Origin of the sequence: Actinomadura montaniterrae, assembly GCF_008923365.1 — a bacterium.
Taxonomy (GTDB): Bacteria; Actinomycetota; Actinomycetes; order Streptosporangiales; family Streptosporangiaceae; genus Spirillospora; species Spirillospora montaniterrae.
This window is the reverse complement of the sequence record NZ_WBMR01000229.1, coordinates 1-14,584: the sequence shown is the minus strand read 5'-3', so window position 1 is coordinate 14,584 and position 14,584 is coordinate 1. Positions and strand designations below refer to the sequence as shown.

At 75.2% G+C, this 14,584-nt stretch carries 10 protein-coding genes; 3 read left to right on the top strand and 7 right to left on the bottom strand.

Annotated features, from left to right (window positions below; translation table 11 throughout):
• The 5 genes from F9B16_RS42265 to F9B16_RS42245 form a co-directional block, all read right to left on the bottom strand.
• Nucleotides 1-1,830: DUF5682 family protein (locus tag F9B16_RS42265; RefSeq protein ID WP_151545893.1), on the bottom strand; the 1,830-nt coding region annotated here is incomplete at its 3' end.
• Complete coding sequence (locus tag F9B16_RS42260) at nt 1,830-2,924, bottom strand: AAA family ATPase (RefSeq protein ID WP_151545892.1); 1,095 nt, start codon at nt 2,922-2,924, stop codon at nt 1,830-1,832. The genes F9B16_RS42260 and F9B16_RS42265, both read right to left, overlap by 1 nt.
• Before the next feature lie 15 nt (nt 2,925-2,939).
• Complete coding sequence (locus F9B16_RS42255; RefSeq protein WP_151545891.1) at nt 2,940-6,239, bottom strand: DUF4132 domain-containing protein; 3,300 nt, start codon at nt 6,237-6,239, stop codon at nt 2,940-2,942.
• A gap of 6 nt (nt 6,240-6,245) precedes the next feature.
• Entirely contained in the window at nt 6,246-6,581 is a 336-nt protein-coding gene (locus F9B16_RS42250) for a hypothetical protein (RefSeq protein ID WP_225992429.1), read from the bottom strand.
• A complete protein-coding gene (locus F9B16_RS42245) occupies nt 6,571-7,107 on the bottom strand; it encodes an RNA polymerase sigma factor (protein ID WP_151545890.1) in 537 nt (178 codons plus the stop codon). Before F9B16_RS42245 ends, F9B16_RS42250 begins: the two co-directional genes overlap by 11 nt.
• A gap of 250 nt (nt 7,108-7,357) precedes the next feature.
• Here F9B16_RS42245 and F9B16_RS42240 point away from each other — a divergent pair, with 250 nt between their 5' ends.
• The 3 genes from F9B16_RS42240 (at nt 7,358) to F9B16_RS42230 (ending at nt 10,133) form a co-directional block, all read left to right on the top strand.
• Nucleotides 7,358-8,545 carry a helix-turn-helix domain-containing protein gene (locus F9B16_RS42240; protein ID WP_151545889.1) on the top strand — a complete coding sequence of 396 codons (1,188 nt, stop codon included), beginning with the start codon at nt 7,358-7,360 and terminating at the stop codon, nt 8,543-8,545.
• 99 nt (nt 8,546-8,644) lie between these two features.
• Nucleotides 8,645-8,899 (top strand): hypothetical protein, encoded by a 255-nt coding sequence (locus F9B16_RS42235; protein WP_151545888.1) that lies wholly within the window; start codon nt 8,645-8,647, stop codon nt 8,897-8,899.
• Nucleotides 8,900-8,987: 88 nt separating this feature from the next.
• The gene (locus tag F9B16_RS42230; RefSeq protein WP_151545887.1) at nt 8,988-10,133 is read left to right on the top strand and encodes a cystathionine gamma-lyase; all 1,146 of its coding nucleotides are present in this window, start codon (nt 8,988-8,990) and stop codon (nt 10,131-10,133) included.
• Here F9B16_RS42230 and F9B16_RS42225 read toward each other — a convergent pair.
• Both F9B16_RS42225 and F9B16_RS42220 read right to left on the bottom strand, forming a co-directional pair.
• Nucleotides 10,098-12,302 (bottom strand): DUF4132 domain-containing protein, encoded by a 2,205-nt coding sequence (locus tag F9B16_RS42225; RefSeq protein ID WP_151545886.1) that lies wholly within the window; start codon nt 12,300-12,302, stop codon nt 10,098-10,100. The genes F9B16_RS42230 and F9B16_RS42225 overlap by 36 nt on opposite strands.
• Before the next feature lie 10 nt (nt 12,303-12,312).
• Nucleotides 12,313-14,584 (bottom strand): DUF4132 domain-containing protein (locus F9B16_RS42220; RefSeq protein WP_151545885.1); only part of this gene is annotated, 2,272 nt, incomplete at its 5' end.

Sequence of the window (14,584 nt, the reverse complement as noted above, 5' to 3'; positions counted from 1 at the left end):
GGCGACGCGGCGGGCGACGCCGAGCGCCGCGTCCCGGTCGACGCGGAGCGTCCCGGCGGCGTGCAGCAGCGCGTCGCGGGCCGCGGCGAGCGCCCGCAGCCGGGCGCGGTCGGCGGGCTCCGGACCGCCGCGGATCCCTTCGGCGAGCCACAGGATCCGTTCCGTGCACTCCTCGATGACGGTGCCGAACAGCGGGCTGCGGGCCGTCCCGAGGACGTGGTCGTGCCGCCACAGGCCGAGGACGACGTCCAGCGCGCGGCCGAGCGCACCGAGGTCGGACGCGCCCGCGACGCCGGCGGCGAGGGACGCGGCGATGCGGCCGGACTGCCCGGCGCAGCCGCACAGCGCCGCGTCGAACAGCGAGTCCGCGAGCCGCTCCATGTCGCCGCCGGCGCCGGCGGTCCGCTCGTCGAGGGCGGCCGCCGCGGCGTCGCCGAGGGTCGGCCCGTAGGCGCCCGCCTCGATCAGCGCGGCGAGCCGGGCACCGCCGCGGTCGGACGTGTCGAGGTGCCAGACCTCCTCCAGCACCGGGTCGGCACCCGTCGCCGGGCCCGACTCGCGCTCGGCGCCGGGGATGCGCAGGACGCGCAGCCGGTGCAGCGCGCGGCTGCGCTCCAGGCCCCGCGTGGTGGTCAGCTTCAGCGTGATCCGGCCGCCGGCCGCGAGGCCGAGCCGCTCCAGCTCGGCGGCGGCGTCGTGGACGAGCGGCGGCGCGGGCGTGTCAGGGTGCAGGCGGCCGACGCGGCTCCCGCTCAGCGCCGCGACCATCTCGGTGACCGCGGGATGCGCGCCGGGCGCGAGGGGGCCGCGCGACGTCCACGGCAGCCGCTGGTCGAGGTCCTCGCCGACGAGCGCGGACACCAGGCCGTCGAGGAGGTCGGTGCGGGCGGGCGAGCGGTGCCCGCGCAGCCGGGTGAGGCCCTCGGTGAGGGTCCGCGCGGCGATCAGGTCGGCGGTCGACACGACCTGCCTGCGCCCGCGGAGCCGCGTCACGACGGTCTCGGTCAGCGCGGCGGCGGCGCCGTCCGGGCCGTCCTCCCAGAGCCGCTGGTAGTACTCCGGTGACGGCATCCCGGACTGGTAGCCGGTGAACGCGTCGAGGCGCCGGAACGAGTACGGGACGAGGAAGCTGCCGCCCGTCGCGTCCTCGCCCGGCGCGGGCACCGCGGGCCACTCGGTGCCGCCGGTGCGGGCGAGGGCTTCGAGCGCGGGCTTGTGGAACCCGCCGGTCACGACGACGACCGGCCGGTCCCCCGCGTCGGCCCGCGCCGCGCGGATCCACGCCGCCATGTACGACTCGCGCGCGGAGTCGTCGGGGCCCGGGTCGGCTTCGCCGCGCACCAGGCCGAAGTACGCGCCGAGCCGTTCGGGCAGGTCGGGCAGGTCGGCGCCGTCGATCTCGAACAGGTGGTCCCACAGCACGTCGGTGTTGTCGACGGCGAACTCGCGGCACAGCCGCTCGGTGGCGTCGGCGTAGCGGCGCTCGGCGTCGGCGTACCGGTTGCCGCGCTCGGCGAACGCGGGATGCCACGCGGGCAGGTCGATGAACCGCAGCTCCGCGCCGGCGGCCCGGCCCGCGTTGAGCGCCGCCCATTCCGGCGAGTAGGCGCAGAACGGGGTCCACGAGGAGTGGACCCGCTCGCCGTCCCGGTAGAAGCTGTAGACCGCGATCGGCGGCTCGTGGCCGAGGAGCAGCTCGTCCAGCCGCCCGTTGACGTCGGCGGGCCCCTCCACCAGCACGTACGCGGGACGCAGCCGCGCGATCGTGTCGCGGACGAGCCGCGCGCACGCCGGGCTGTGGTGCCGGACGCCGATGAACGTGACGGCCATCAGCCGGGCAGCCGGTGCCGGGCGGCGTGCAGCGCCTTCCACTGCTCGCCGTCGCGCCGGGCGGCGGTCTGCTCCAGGTAGCGGCGCAGCCGGGTCAGGTCGTCGGCGCTGTCCTTGGCGGCCGTCCCGGCGAGGCACTCGACGATGTCGGCGGCGCCGCCCGCCTCGCCGCGCAGGAACCAGCCCCGCACGCCGACCGCGTGCGCGACCGACACCGCCTCCGCCGTGCTCATCACCGCCGAGAGCCGGTCCATCGGGCGGCCCTCCTCGGTGGTGGCGTTCCGCAGCTCGCGGAACGTGGTGACCAGCACCTCCAGGACGTCGCGGCGCGGCGCGACGCCGACGCCGCTGCGCTCCAGCAGCCGCGCCGCCTCCCGCTCGACCAGGTCCAGCTCGGTCGCGAAGTCGGCGATCGGGAAGACCGTCTCGAAGTTGAACCGCCGCTTCAGCGCGGCGCTCATCTCGTTGACGCCGCGGTCGCGGGTGTTCGCGGTCGCGATCACGTTGAACCCCTCGCGGGCGAACACCATCGACTCCGGCCCGGACAGCTCCGGGATCGCGAGGACGCGGTCCGACAGCGGCGACAGCAGCGAGTCCTGCACCTCCAGCGGGCAGCGGGTGATCTCCTCGAACCGGACGACCTTCCCCTCGGCCATCCCGGTGAGCAGCGGCGCCGGCACCAGCGACCGCGTCGACGGCCCCTCCGACACCAGCAGCGCGTAGTTCCACGAGTAGCGGATCTGGTCCTCGGTGGTCGCCGCGCCGCCCTGGATCGTCAGCGTGGACGCCCCGGACACCGCCGCCGCGATCAGCTCCGACAGCAGCGACTTCGCGGTGCCGGGCTCGCCGACCAGCATCAGCCCGCGGCTCGTGGCGAGGGTGACCAGGGCCCGGTCGATGAGCGCGGTGTCGCCGACGAACTTGCGGGTCACGCCGAGCGCGTCGTCGCCGACGATGAACCGGCGCGCGCCGGTCAGGCTCAGCGCCCAGCCGGGCGGGCGCGGCCCCTCGTCGTGCTCGCGGAGCCGGTCCAGCTCGTCGGCGAACCGCACCTCCGCGGGCGGTCTCTGATGGTCGGCGGTCTTCTCGGGCATGGTGTCCGTTCCGGGTCAGACGGCGGATGCGGCGAGGCGGGTCAGGTCGGCGAGGACCTCGGACGCGGTGACGTCGTCGAGGTCGCCGAAGCGCAGCGGGGCGTCCCTGGTGGAGCGGTACCGGTGGGCGCGGGCCTCCGCGCCGAGCCAGACGATCCGGAGGGTCTGGTGGTCGCCGGACGCGGCCAGCTCGCCCGCGTAGAGGCCGGGCTCCAGGTCGATGACGACGTACCGGTTCCCGGGGACCCGGCGGGAGATCCACTCCTGGACGCCCCCGTCCTGCGGCGCGCCGATCTCCCAGCCGCGGCCGACGAGGCCGACGACGGTGCCGAGCGGCACCTTCAGCTGCTCGAACCGCTCCAGCCGCTCGCTGCCCCGCTCGGCCTCGGTGAGCGCGTGGACGGTGCGGCCGAGCTGCGGGAACGGCTGCAGGATCTCGTAGTCGGCGAACACCTCGGCCCACGCGCCGAGCGCGCCGCCGAGCTGGACGGGGTGCGCGAGGCCGATGGCGGCGTGCTCGGGCACCTCGACGAGGTCGTCGCCGACGTCGGCGAAGGTGCGGTCCTCGGCGATCCGGAACGGGGTGACGGCGTCGCCGTCCTCCGCGAACCAGACGAGGCGGCGCGCGACGTGCCGGACGAGGGGGTGGCCGACGACGTGCTCGCCGAACTCGGCGGGAGTCCAGCGGCGCTGCGCGACCATCGCGCCCTCCAGGCGGCGCAGCAGGTCGGCGGCGACGGCGCGGACGTCCTTCTTCAGGTCGGCGAACGCCTGGTACGCGGCGGGCGCGAGGGCCGGGTCGTCCTTCGCGCCGGGCTTCGGCAGGGACTTGCGGGGCTTGCCGGACTCGTCGGCGACGACCGGCCTGAGCGCCTCGTCGAACCCGACGGTGAAGCGGCGCGGGCCGTAGTCGAGCGTCATGGCGCCCTCGTCGTCCAGCCCGAACGACGGGACGATCCGGTCGGCGAGCTGGTCGGTGGACAGCCCGAGCCGGTCGGCGACCTGCCGCATGCGGCGCTGCGCCTCGCGCTTGATGCCCTGGAACTTCACCTTCTGCGCGATGCCGTGCAGGTGCATCAGCGCGACGTCGGATCCGATGCCGGTGAGCACCTCCAGGCCCGTCACCGCGTGGGCGTGCCGCCCGTCGCCGGGCCAGGCGCGGATGACCGGCGTGAGGCGGCGGACGGTGGCGTCGTCGCCGACCCGGCCGAGCTGGACGAGCGCCCAGCCCTCCTTGGACGGGGCGCCCGCGTCCTGCCATTTCTGGAACAGCGCCCAGCCGAACTCCGCCAGCGACGCCGGGTCGCACGCCTCCCGGACCGCGTCCAGGCCGAAGGGGGTCGGGAGGGCGAGCAGCTCGACGAGGCGGGCGGTGGCGGCGGCGGGGAGCGCCTGCCCGCCGCCGCGCAGCAGCACCTGCGGGAGGACGGCCGGATCCGCCCAGCCGGGCGTCTTCGGCGGGGCCGCATCGCCGGTCTCGACGGGGTGCGCGGTCAGCAGGCCCTCGACCGCGGCGGCGGCCTCATCGCCGTGGGCGGCGCGGGCCGCGTCCCCGATCGCGCGGCGCCTGCCGGGGTCGTCGCGGTCGAGGTGGCGCAGCGCCCGGACGGCGGAGCGGCGCGCCGTCTTCGCCTTGCCGAGCGCGGCCGGGACGAGGTACGGCACGGCGTCGAACCCGTGCCGGTCGTACCAGCGCTCGGCGTCGGGATCGTTGCCGCCCAGCCGGTCGCCTATGGCCAGCGCCACGTCGGCGTGCAGGAACGGCTCGAGCAGAGCGATCCGCCTCCGGTTCTTCTTCGCGACGCGCAGCGCCGGCGGCAGCGCGTCGAGGCCGTAGCGGGCGATGACCCGCCGCATCCACTTTCCGGTGTCGTACCGGTCGTAGCCCTTCCAGCCGGCGAGCAGCGGCCGGACGACGTCCTCCGGCCCGTGCACCACCGGCGCCACGGAACGGGCGCCGCCCTCGCGGATCCACCGGGCCAGGGTCTCCGCGTCGCCGCTCGGGGGCGCGTCGACGGAGCCGACGTCGGTGCCGAGCCAGTCCGCGTGCTCGCCGTCCCGCCAGCGCAGCTCCCCCTCGGGCGGCGCCAGGCCGGCGATGACCGGCTGGAAGGGGTTCTCCCACGGCGGGGCGGCCAGTATCGCGGGGACGGCGTCCGCCGGGGCCTCCGGCAACCGGGTGGACGTCGCCGCGGCCTTCTCCATGGCCGCGCGCACGCCGTCCGGGAGGCCGGGCAGCGCCGCGACGACGCCGGGACTGGTCCGGACGTGCTGTTCCAGGAGCACGTCATCGCCCGCCTCCGCGAGCACCCGCAGCGCCCGGACGGGGAACCGCTTCAGCGCGTCGCCGAGCTCGGCCTTGAGGTACTTGTCGTCGCGCCGGTCGAGCAGCGCGCGCAACGCCTCGTCCGAGGGCAGCAGCGCGATCGTCCTGGCGATGCGTTTGCGGTCCTCCGCGTCGAAGTACCGGCCGTCGAGCTGCTCGAGCAGGTACGGCACGAGGCCGGGGCCGATCCCGTCCGCCATCGTGGCGAGCACGTCGGCGGACGCCCCGCCGAAATGCAGGCCGATCGCCGGGTAGGGCGCCGCGAGCTGCGCGGGCGTGCCGAGCGAGGCCAGCGCGAGCGCGTGCAGGCCCGAGGGGCGTCCCTTGACGATGGGAGCGGCGCAGCACTCCTCCACCCAGTCCCGGCGGGTCGGCACCAGGTAGGACACCAGCCACCGGGCCTCCCAGCCGTCCCGGTGCGCCACCAGGCGCTCGACCGCCTCGGCGTACACCTCCTCGTCGGCGGCCGCCAGCAGGCCGCGGACCTTGCGCAGGCCGTCGGCCGGCGACCCGGGCCCCAACCTGGTCAGCCCGCGGTTGACCCCGGGCCAGCCGCCTTTCCAGGGGCCGTCCTTCCCGGACCGCTGGCCGGTCATCCGGGCCAGCTCGACCGCCGCGCAGGCGGCGAACGGCAGGCCCCGCTCGATGATCCAGGAGTCGATGAAGGTCTCGTAGGGGGCGTCGGACCTCACCAGCGTGAAGCCCAGGAGGGCCACGGTCGCGACGGCCGCCGCGCCCACCGGATCGGCCTCCCCGGCCAGGTGCCGCAGGGCCGCCTCCGCGAGGTCCGGGGCGCCGCTCTTGTCCGGGGCGATCGCCTCCACGGGGCCGCCGGGCTGCTCGATCAGCGCGCGCGCCCTCGCGGGTGCCGCGTCGTCGATCGGGAAGGCCGGGCCGGGCAGCCCGCCGCGCCTCGGGTGCAGCTTGCGGCGCCAGGCGGCCGGAAGCGTCAGGGCGTCCTCGTCGGGGAGCGGGGGGAGATCGTCCATGTCGCCTCACGGTAGAGGAGCGTCCCGGCGGACCACCCCAAGATCGGAAATGTCGGCGCCCGCCAGCGTAGGGCGGCGCTCCGACATTTCCGCGGCGGGACGAGCGGCCACGGAAAGCTCGCACGTCCCGTCCTCGCACGACCGCTCCAGCCGTCCCCGCGACAGGGTCTCCGCGAGCGCCATGAACCAGCAGGACGGGCAGCCGCGCAGCGCGACCAGCCCGACCGGCGCCAGCAGCAGCCCGGCGAGCCCGATCGCGGGGACGAGCGCGACCGCGCCCGCCAGCGCGCCGAACCCCACCGCGCCCCGCAGCAGATGCCGTCCCAACGACTCATCGGTCATGGCCGCCCTCCAGCGCCTCATGGACCGCCGCCCGCGCCCGGTGCAGCCGCGACTTCATCGCGGGCACGCTCAGCCCGAGCGCGCCGGCGGCCGTCCGTCCCGGGATGCCCTGCACGTCCCGCATGATCAGGACGCGCCGCTGGTCGGCGGGCAGCGCGGCGATCGCCGCCGCGACCCGCTCGGCCTCCAGCCGCCGCAGCACGTCGTCCTCCGCCGACGGCACGGCGCCGTCCGGGATCTCCCTGGGTTGGAGGACCGTCCGCGCCCGGCGCAGGCACTCGTTCCGGACGATCCGGAACATCCACGACGCCAGCGCGCCCGACGCGCGCAGCGTCCCGATCTTCCGGTAGAGGACGATCAGCGCCTCCTGCGCGGCGTCCTCGGCGTCCTGCGGCGACGCGCACAGCGCGTGCGCGAACCGCCGGACGTGCGGATGCGACCCCGACACCAGCGCCGCGATCGACTCCGCGTCGCCCCGCTGCGCCCCGGCGACCAGCCGCTCCCCCGGCCACGTCCGCTCAGCCACGCGACCCCGTCCTGCGCCGCACCACGGCGGCGGTACACGCGCACACGAGCACCGCCGCACCCGCGACGACCCCTGCGATCAGCATGATGACCTCCGTTCCCGCGCCGGCCCGTTCACCGGCACGCCCATAGGAGGCCCCGACCCCCGGAAAGGATTCGCCCCGGCCCCGTTTCCGCACGGAAACCCGTCCCCGCCGCAAGCCCCTATCCTGCGCGGTCCGGCGTACGTTGGATGATCGGGGTGGTCGACCATGACGGACGACGTGCGGCGCATAGGCGACAACGTCCGCGCCGCCCGGCGGGCGCGGGGCATGTCCCTGGAGGTCGCGGCAGGGCTCTGCGGCCGCACGAAGGGATGGCTGAGCCGGGTCGAGAACGGGCGTCTGCGCCTTGAGCGGCGCTCCGACATCGCCGCGCTGGCCCAGGCCCTCGAAGTGTCGGCGGACGCGCTGCTCGGCATGCCCGCACCGGAGATCCGCCCCGACCGCCGCGAGTTCAGCCTCGTCCCGATGCAGAACGTCCTCCTCGACGCCGCCCTCGACGACCCTCCGGACGTCGCCGCACGACCGGTGGCCTTCCTTCGCTCGGAGTTGGAGCGGGTCGACCAGGCGTTGATGAAGGCCGATTACGCGACGGTCGTCCGGCTGCTGCCGGACGTCATCGGGGAGCTTTGCGTGCATGCCGCCACGGGTGCGGAGCCCGATCGTGCGGGGGCGCTGAAGTTGCTGATACGCGCGTGCGGCTCCGACGGGACCTGCACGCTGCGCCACCTCGGCGAGACGAACCTGGCGTGGATCAGCGGCGAACGCGCGCGCGAGGCGGCGGAACTGCTCGGCGATCCGGTCTGGACGGGCGCCGCCGCGTTCGGCCGCGCTCACGCCCGCAGCTCGGCCAACCGACCTCGCGCCCTCATGACCTCGGCGCGGGCCGCCGACACCGTCGAGCCGCACGTCGGCGACGATCGCTTCTCCCGTGAGGTCTACGGAATGCTGCGTCTGTCGTCCGCCCTGGCCTGCCAGGTCGTCAACGACCATGACGGCGCCCGGCAGCACGCCGCCGAGGCCGCGCGCATCGCGGAGCCCTTGGGCGACGCCCCGGACGCCTGGGAACTGTTCGGCCCCGCCAACGTCGGCGTCTGGCGCACGTCTCTCGCCGTGGAGGCAGAGGAGCCCGGTGAGGCCCTGACGCACGCGGACGCGGTCGAGCCGCGCGCGCTCGCGTCCCACAACAGGCGCGCCGCCCTGCGCATCGAGCGCGCCCGCGCCCACGCGATGCTGGGTCACAACGCGGAAGCCGTCCGGGAGCTGCGTCACGCAGAACGCCTCTCCCCGCAGCAGGTGCACAACCACCCCTTGATCAGGGATCTCATCGCCGACCTTCTCACCCGCGCCCCGGGCCGCGACCTGCGGGGGCTGGCGTGGCGCATGAACCTCGCCTGACGTTGGGTCGGGGCGGGTTTCGGGGGCGAAACCGGTGGGGCGGCCTGGTGCTTAGCGTGTTCGTCTCGTTACGGAATGCGAGACGGATGCGGAGGGTGCATGAGGCGCGGGTGTTGCGAGCCGCCGGTGCTCTACTCGTGGGACGTGCCGGAGGCGTCGGCGGGCGGGGTGTCGGACGACTGGGCGACGGTGGCGCGGCACGTGGACGCGGTGCTGCGCGGGGCGCCGGGCGGGGCGCGCGGCGTCGTCCGGCGGGTGCGGGTCAGCCTCATCGGGCGCGGCGCGTACATCGACCTCGGTGCGGTCGCGGAGGCGTCGCGGCTGGACGGCGGCGTCGTGTGGACGGCCCGGTGAGCGCGCTGCGGTGCGCCGGCGGCCGAGGGGGCGTGTTCGTGCTGGTGGGAGGGGTGCGGGACGATGGGGGCGACGAAGAGGAGGACGTGTGACGCGCGAGCTTGGGGACGGGACGCTGGCGGTGGGGGCCGGGAGGCCGCCCGCGAAGAAGTACGCGCCGCCGTTGCCGGGGCCGGCCTTCGCGGCGCATTACCATCTGCCGGGCGAGCCGGTGGGGCCCTACACGTACGGGCGCGACACCAATCCGACGTGGACGTTGCTGGAAGCGGCGATCGGGGAACTGGAGGGCGGCGCGGAGGTCGTTTCGTTCTCATCGGGAATGGCGGCGATCGCGGCGGTCCTGCTGTCGCAGGTGCGATCCGGTGACGTTGTGGTATTGCCGGACGACTGCTATCAGACGACGCGGGCGTTGAAGGAGCGGCTCGAATCGTACGGGGCGGTCATACGGATGGCGCCGACGGCGGGCAATGCGCAGATGGAATTGCTCGACGGCGCCCGGCTGGTGTGGGTGGAGACGCCGTCGAATCCGAATCTGGACGTGTGCGATATCGCGCGGCTGGTCGAGGCGGCGCACGAGGCGGGTGCGCTGGTGGCGGTCGACAACACCCTGGCGACGCCGCTCGGGCAGCGTCCGCTGGACCTGGGCGCGGACTTCTCGGTGGCGAGCGACACCAAGGCGCTGACCGGGCACGGTGACCTGCTGCTCGGGCATGTCGCGACGCGGGACGAGGCCCTCGCCGAGAGCGTGCGGCTGTGGCGGAAGACGGTCGGCGCCATTCCGGGGCCGATGGAGGCGTGGCTGGCGCACCGTTCGCTGGCCACGCTGGAATTGCGGCTGGACCGGCAGGACGCCAATGCGATGGCCTTGGCCGAGGCGTTGAAAGAGCGGCCCGAGGTGGTCGGGTTGCGGTATCCGGGATTGCCGGACGACCCGTCCCACGAAATCGCGGCGAAGCAGATGCGGCGGTTCGGGTGCGTCGTCTCGTTCGTCCTGCCGGACGAGGCGTTCGCGGAGCGTTTCCTCGGCGCGATGCGGCTGGTCAACCAGGCGACGAGTTTCGGTTCCGTGCACAGTTCCGCCGAGCGCAGGGGCCGCTGGGGCGGCGACGCCGTTGAGCCGGGGTTCGTGCGGTTCTCGGTCGGCGTCGAGAACGCACAGGACATCGTCGGGGACGTGCTGGCCGCCGTCGACGAGGCCTCAGCCGAGGTTCGTAAGGTCGGCGAGGATCTCTGAGAGCAGGACCGGATCGACGGCGGTGAAGCCGTTCTCGATCGGGGACGCGGAACAGTGCTCGCAGGGTGCGGGCGCGATCCAGACGTGCTCCAGCGTCTGCTCGGGGTTCAGGTCGACATAGCCCGCGACGATCCCGGGATCGAGGTCGACCACGACGTGGTGGGCGCCGGCGCGGCGGGAGATCCAGCGCTGGACGCCGCCGTCGAGCGCGGGGCCGCGCTCCCAGCCCGTCCGGGTCAGGCCGAGGATCTTCCCGGTCGGCACGCGCAGCCCCTCGAAGCGGGCGAGGGCGCCGTCGCGGCCCTCGCCGTCGGCGAGGGTGAACGCGGGGCGCGCGAGCTGCGGGAACGGCTGGACGATCTCGTAGTCGGCGAACAGCTCCGCCCAGGCGGGCAGGGCGTCGCCGAGCAGCAGAGGGTGGGCGATGCGCACGTCGTCGACGACGTCGAAGGCGTCGTCGCGGACGTCGGCGGGCGTGCGGTCCTCGGCGAGCCGGAACGCGGTGCCGCCGGACGTCCAGACCAGGCGGCGCGCGATGTGCCACATCAGGGGGTGCCGGACGAGGAACGCCGCGAACTCGCCGGGCGTCCAGGTGCGGCCCTCGACCATCGCGGCCTCCAGGCGGGCGATCTGGAGGGACGCGACAGCGCGGACGTCCTTCTTCAGCTCGGTGAACCGCCGGTGCGCGTCCGGCGCGAGCGCCGGGTCGTCCTTGGCGCCGGGCTTGGGCAGGGTCTTGCGGACCTTGCCGTCCTCGCCGGTCACGTGCGGCCGGAGCTGCTCGTCGAACCCGACGGTGAAGCGGCGCGGGCCGTAGTCGAGGGTCATCGCGCCCGCGCCGTCCAGGCCGAACGACGGGACGAGCCGGTCGGCGAGCTGCCCGTCGCTCAGCCCCTTGCGCGCGGCGACCTCGCGCAGCTTGGCCTGCGCCTGCCGCTGCAGCCCCTTGTAGCGGCCGCTGCGCGCGATGCCGTCGAGGTGCAGGAGCGCGAGGTCGGTGCCGATGGCGGCGAGCGCGTCCAGGCCGGCGACGGCGCGGTCGTGCCCGGCCTGACCGGGCCATTCCTTGATCAGCGGGGTGAGGCGGCGGACGGTCTCGTCGTCGCCGAACCGGCCGAGCGCGGGCAGGACGAACGCGGAGCGGCCCGGCGTTCCGGCCGCCCGCCACGCCTCGAAGAGCGCCCAGGCGAAGGCGGTGAGGGACGCCGGGTCGCAGAGCGCGGCGGTCTCCTCGGCGGCCTCGGCTGCGCCGGGGAACGCGCCCGGCCTCAGCGCCATCGCCCACAGGTGGACGAGGTTGCGGGCGGCGTCCGGCGGAAAGCGCAGCCCGGCGTCCCGCAGGACGGGCCGGGGCAGCGCCTCGGTGTCCAGCCATCGGGGCAGGTCCGGCGGCTTCGGCCGCTCGTGGGCGGGTTCGGCCTGCTCCGGCGCGTCCGCGAGCAGTGCCGCGACGGCCCGCGCGGCCTCGTCGCCGTACACCCGCGCCGCCTCCACGACGTCGCCCTCGATGAGGCGCAGCGCGTGGACGGCGTTGCGGCGCGGGCCGACCCGCTTGCCCAGCGCGTCCGGAACCAGGTACGGGACGGCGTCGAGACCGTGCCGGGCGAACCACGCACGGGAGAGCTCCTGCGCCGACTTGAGCCGGTAGAGCCAGTCGGCCATCAGCCGCGCGACGTCCGCGCCGAGGAACGGCAGGAGGACGGGCCCGGTCCCGAACGGGTTCGCCTTCGCCATCCGGACCGACACGTCCCATGCCGCGTCCTCGTAGCGCGCGATGATCGGCTTCAGCGACTCGTCGAAGTCCCAGGTCACCTTGGGCGGTTCCCAGGCGGCCAGCAGCGGGCGGGCGATGTGCTCGGGCGCGCTCGCCAGGAACCCGGCCTGGCTCGGCAGGTACATCGACCCGTCGCGGACCTTCTCGGCCTCCCGTTCCCAGTCGCCGTCCGCCCACGGCCCGCCGTAGGCGCGGATCGCCGCCCACTGCTCGCGCTCGCCCGGCGCCCAGACGATGCGCCGGTCGCCCGGCGGTTCGAGTCCGGGGATCACGGTGCCCCCGCCCGTGGCCTTGGGCGCGGCCGGCTTCCGCAGCCAGGGCGGGTCGACGAGGTCCGCGGGCAGCGCGTCCAGCGGCGCGTCCGGCACGGCGGCGTCCTTCACGGTGTCCGGCACGGCGTTCCTCTCAGCGGGCGTCGGCGGTGAGCGCGGTCAGGTCGGCGATGACCTCGGACGCGGTGACCGGGTCGAGCTCGCCGAACGGCAGCGGGTCCCCGTGGTGCATCCACAGGTCGTCCGGGCGGCGGCACAGGCAGACCCGCCGCAGCGTCTGGTCGCCCAGCGCGTCCGGGTCGCCGACGGGGATGCCGGGGTCGAGGTCGATGACGACGTGCCGGCCCGGCCCGGCGGGACGGGAGATCCAGCACTCCACGCCCGCGTCCTGCGGCGTGCCGCGGTCCCATCCGCGCTTGGCCAGCCCGAGCATCCGGCCGGTCGGGACGATGGCGCCCTCGAACCGGGCGAGGTGGCCGCTCTTGCGCTCCTCCTCGGCCAGTTCGTACACCGGGCGTCCGAGCTGCGGGAACGGCTGCAGGATCTCGTAGTCGGCGAACACCTCCGACCACGCGGCGACCAGGTCCGTCTTGCCGAGGTGGACGGGGTGCATGACGCCGACCACGACCGTCTCGGGAAGGTCCAGGGCGGTGTCGTGCGCGCCCGCGAACGTGCCGTCCTCCGCGACCCGGAACGTGATGCTCTTGTACTGGTCCATCTCGACGGCGATCCACACCAGCCGCCGGACGAGGTGCCGGAACAGCGGATGCGCGACGAACAGGTCCCGGAACTCGTCGAGGGACCAGCGGCGGTTCCGCACCATCGCCGTCTCCAGGCGGGCGATCAGGTCGGCGGCGACGGTCCGGACGTCCTTCTTCAGCGTGGTGAACGCCTTGTACGCGGCGGGCGCGAGCTCGGGGTCGTCCTTCGCGCCGGGCTTCGGCAGGGCCTTGCGGCGCTTGCCGTCCTCGTCGGCGACGTAGGGCCTGAGCTGCTCGTCGAACCCGACGACGAAGCGGCGCGGACCGTAGTCGAGCGTCATCGTCCCGGCGTCGTCGAGGCCGAAGTCGGGGACGAGCCGGTCGGCGAGCTGCTCGGGCGTCAGCTCCAGCCCGGCCGCCACCTCCGCGATCTTCTCCTGGGCGCGCGTCCGGAGCGCCTTGAACTTCACCTTCTGCGCGATCGCGTGCAGGTGCATCAGCGCGACGTCCGTGCCGATCTGGGCCAGGACGTCCAGGCCGGTCACCGCCTTGGCGTGGCCGCCGTCGCCGGGCCACGCGCGGATCACGGGGGTGAGGCGGCGGACGGTGCCGTCGTCGCCGAGCCATCCGAGCTGCGCCAGCGCCCAGGCGTCCTTCGACGGGGCGCCGTCGGCCTCCCACCGCCGGAACAGCGCCCACCCGAACTCCGCCAGCGACGCCGGGTCGCACAGCTCGCGGACGACGTCGACTCCCGCGTAGACCTCGCCGGGCTTCGACATCGCCAGCATCGTCAGGACGTGCGGCACCGCGGTCTCCGGAAGCGCGCGCTCGCGGTCGCGGAGCAGGATCTGCGGCAGCACCCGGACGTCGGCCCAGTCGCCCACCGCGGGGATCTTCGCGGGCAGGACCTCCAGCGGGTCGGCGGCGAGCAGCGCCTCGATCGCCTCGGCGGCCTTGTCGCCGTGCGCGCGCGCCGCGTCCACAACGCCGCCAATGCCGTGCTCGGACGCGATGAACCGCAGCGCCGCCTCGGCCGCCCGCCGCTCCGCGCCCGCCTTGCCGAGCGCAGGCGGCAGCAGCGCCGGGACGGCCGCGAGGCCGTGCCGGGCGAACCAGGCCCGCGCCGTGCGGCCCGCCTGCTTGAGCCGGACGAGCCAGTCCGCCATCAGCCGGGCCGTCTCGTCGCTCACGTACGGCATCAGGACCGCGCCGGCGCCCGCGGGATCGCGCCGTGCCGCGGCCACGGCGGCGTCGAGGGCGTCCAGCTCGAACCGGGCGACGACGAGCCGCATCCACTCGGCCACGTACCAGGGCTCGGGCGGGTCCCAGCCGGCCAGCAGCGGCCGGACCAGGTCCTCGGGGGCCTCGGCGAACAGCATCGGCTGCATGTGGTCGGGCAGGTCACCGCTCCGGAGCTTCGCGGCCTGCGCGGACCAGTCCAGCCGCCCCGCCCACCGCCAGTGGTGGTGCAGGTCGACCGTCCACTCCTCGCGCTCCCCCGGCCGCCATTCGATCGTCCGGACGCCGGGCGAGGGCAGGTCCTTGAGGACGGCCTGCGCGGTCTTCGTGCGGGGCCGGGTCCACGGCGGGTCCGCGAGCAGCGGCGGCAGCGACGCGGGATCGGCCTCCGGGACGGGCGCGCCGGCGTCCAGCGCGGCCCGGACCGCCGCCCCCGCCGCCTCGGGAAGTGCGGGGAGCAGCTCG

What these genes read in the sequence shown, in the direction of transcription:
- F9B16_RS42260 (WP_151545892.1), bottom strand. Translation starts at nt 2,924, where the DNA reads ATGCCCGAGAAGACCGCCGACCATCAGAGACCGCCCGCGGAGGTGCGG.
- F9B16_RS42255 (WP_151545891.1), bottom strand. Translation starts at nt 6,239, where the DNA reads ATGGACGATCTCCCCCCGCTCCCCGACGAGGACGCCCTGACGCTTCCG.
- F9B16_RS42250 (WP_225992429.1), bottom strand. Translation starts at nt 6,581, where the DNA reads ATGACCGATGAGTCGTTGGGACGGCATCTGCTGCGGGGCGCGGTGGGG.
- F9B16_RS42240 (WP_151545889.1), top strand. Translation starts at nt 7,358, where the DNA reads ATGACGGACGACGTGCGGCGCATAGGCGACAACGTCCGCGCCGCCCGG.
- F9B16_RS42235 (WP_151545888.1), top strand. Translation starts at nt 8,645, where the DNA reads ATGAGGCGCGGGTGTTGCGAGCCGCCGGTGCTCTACTCGTGGGACGTG.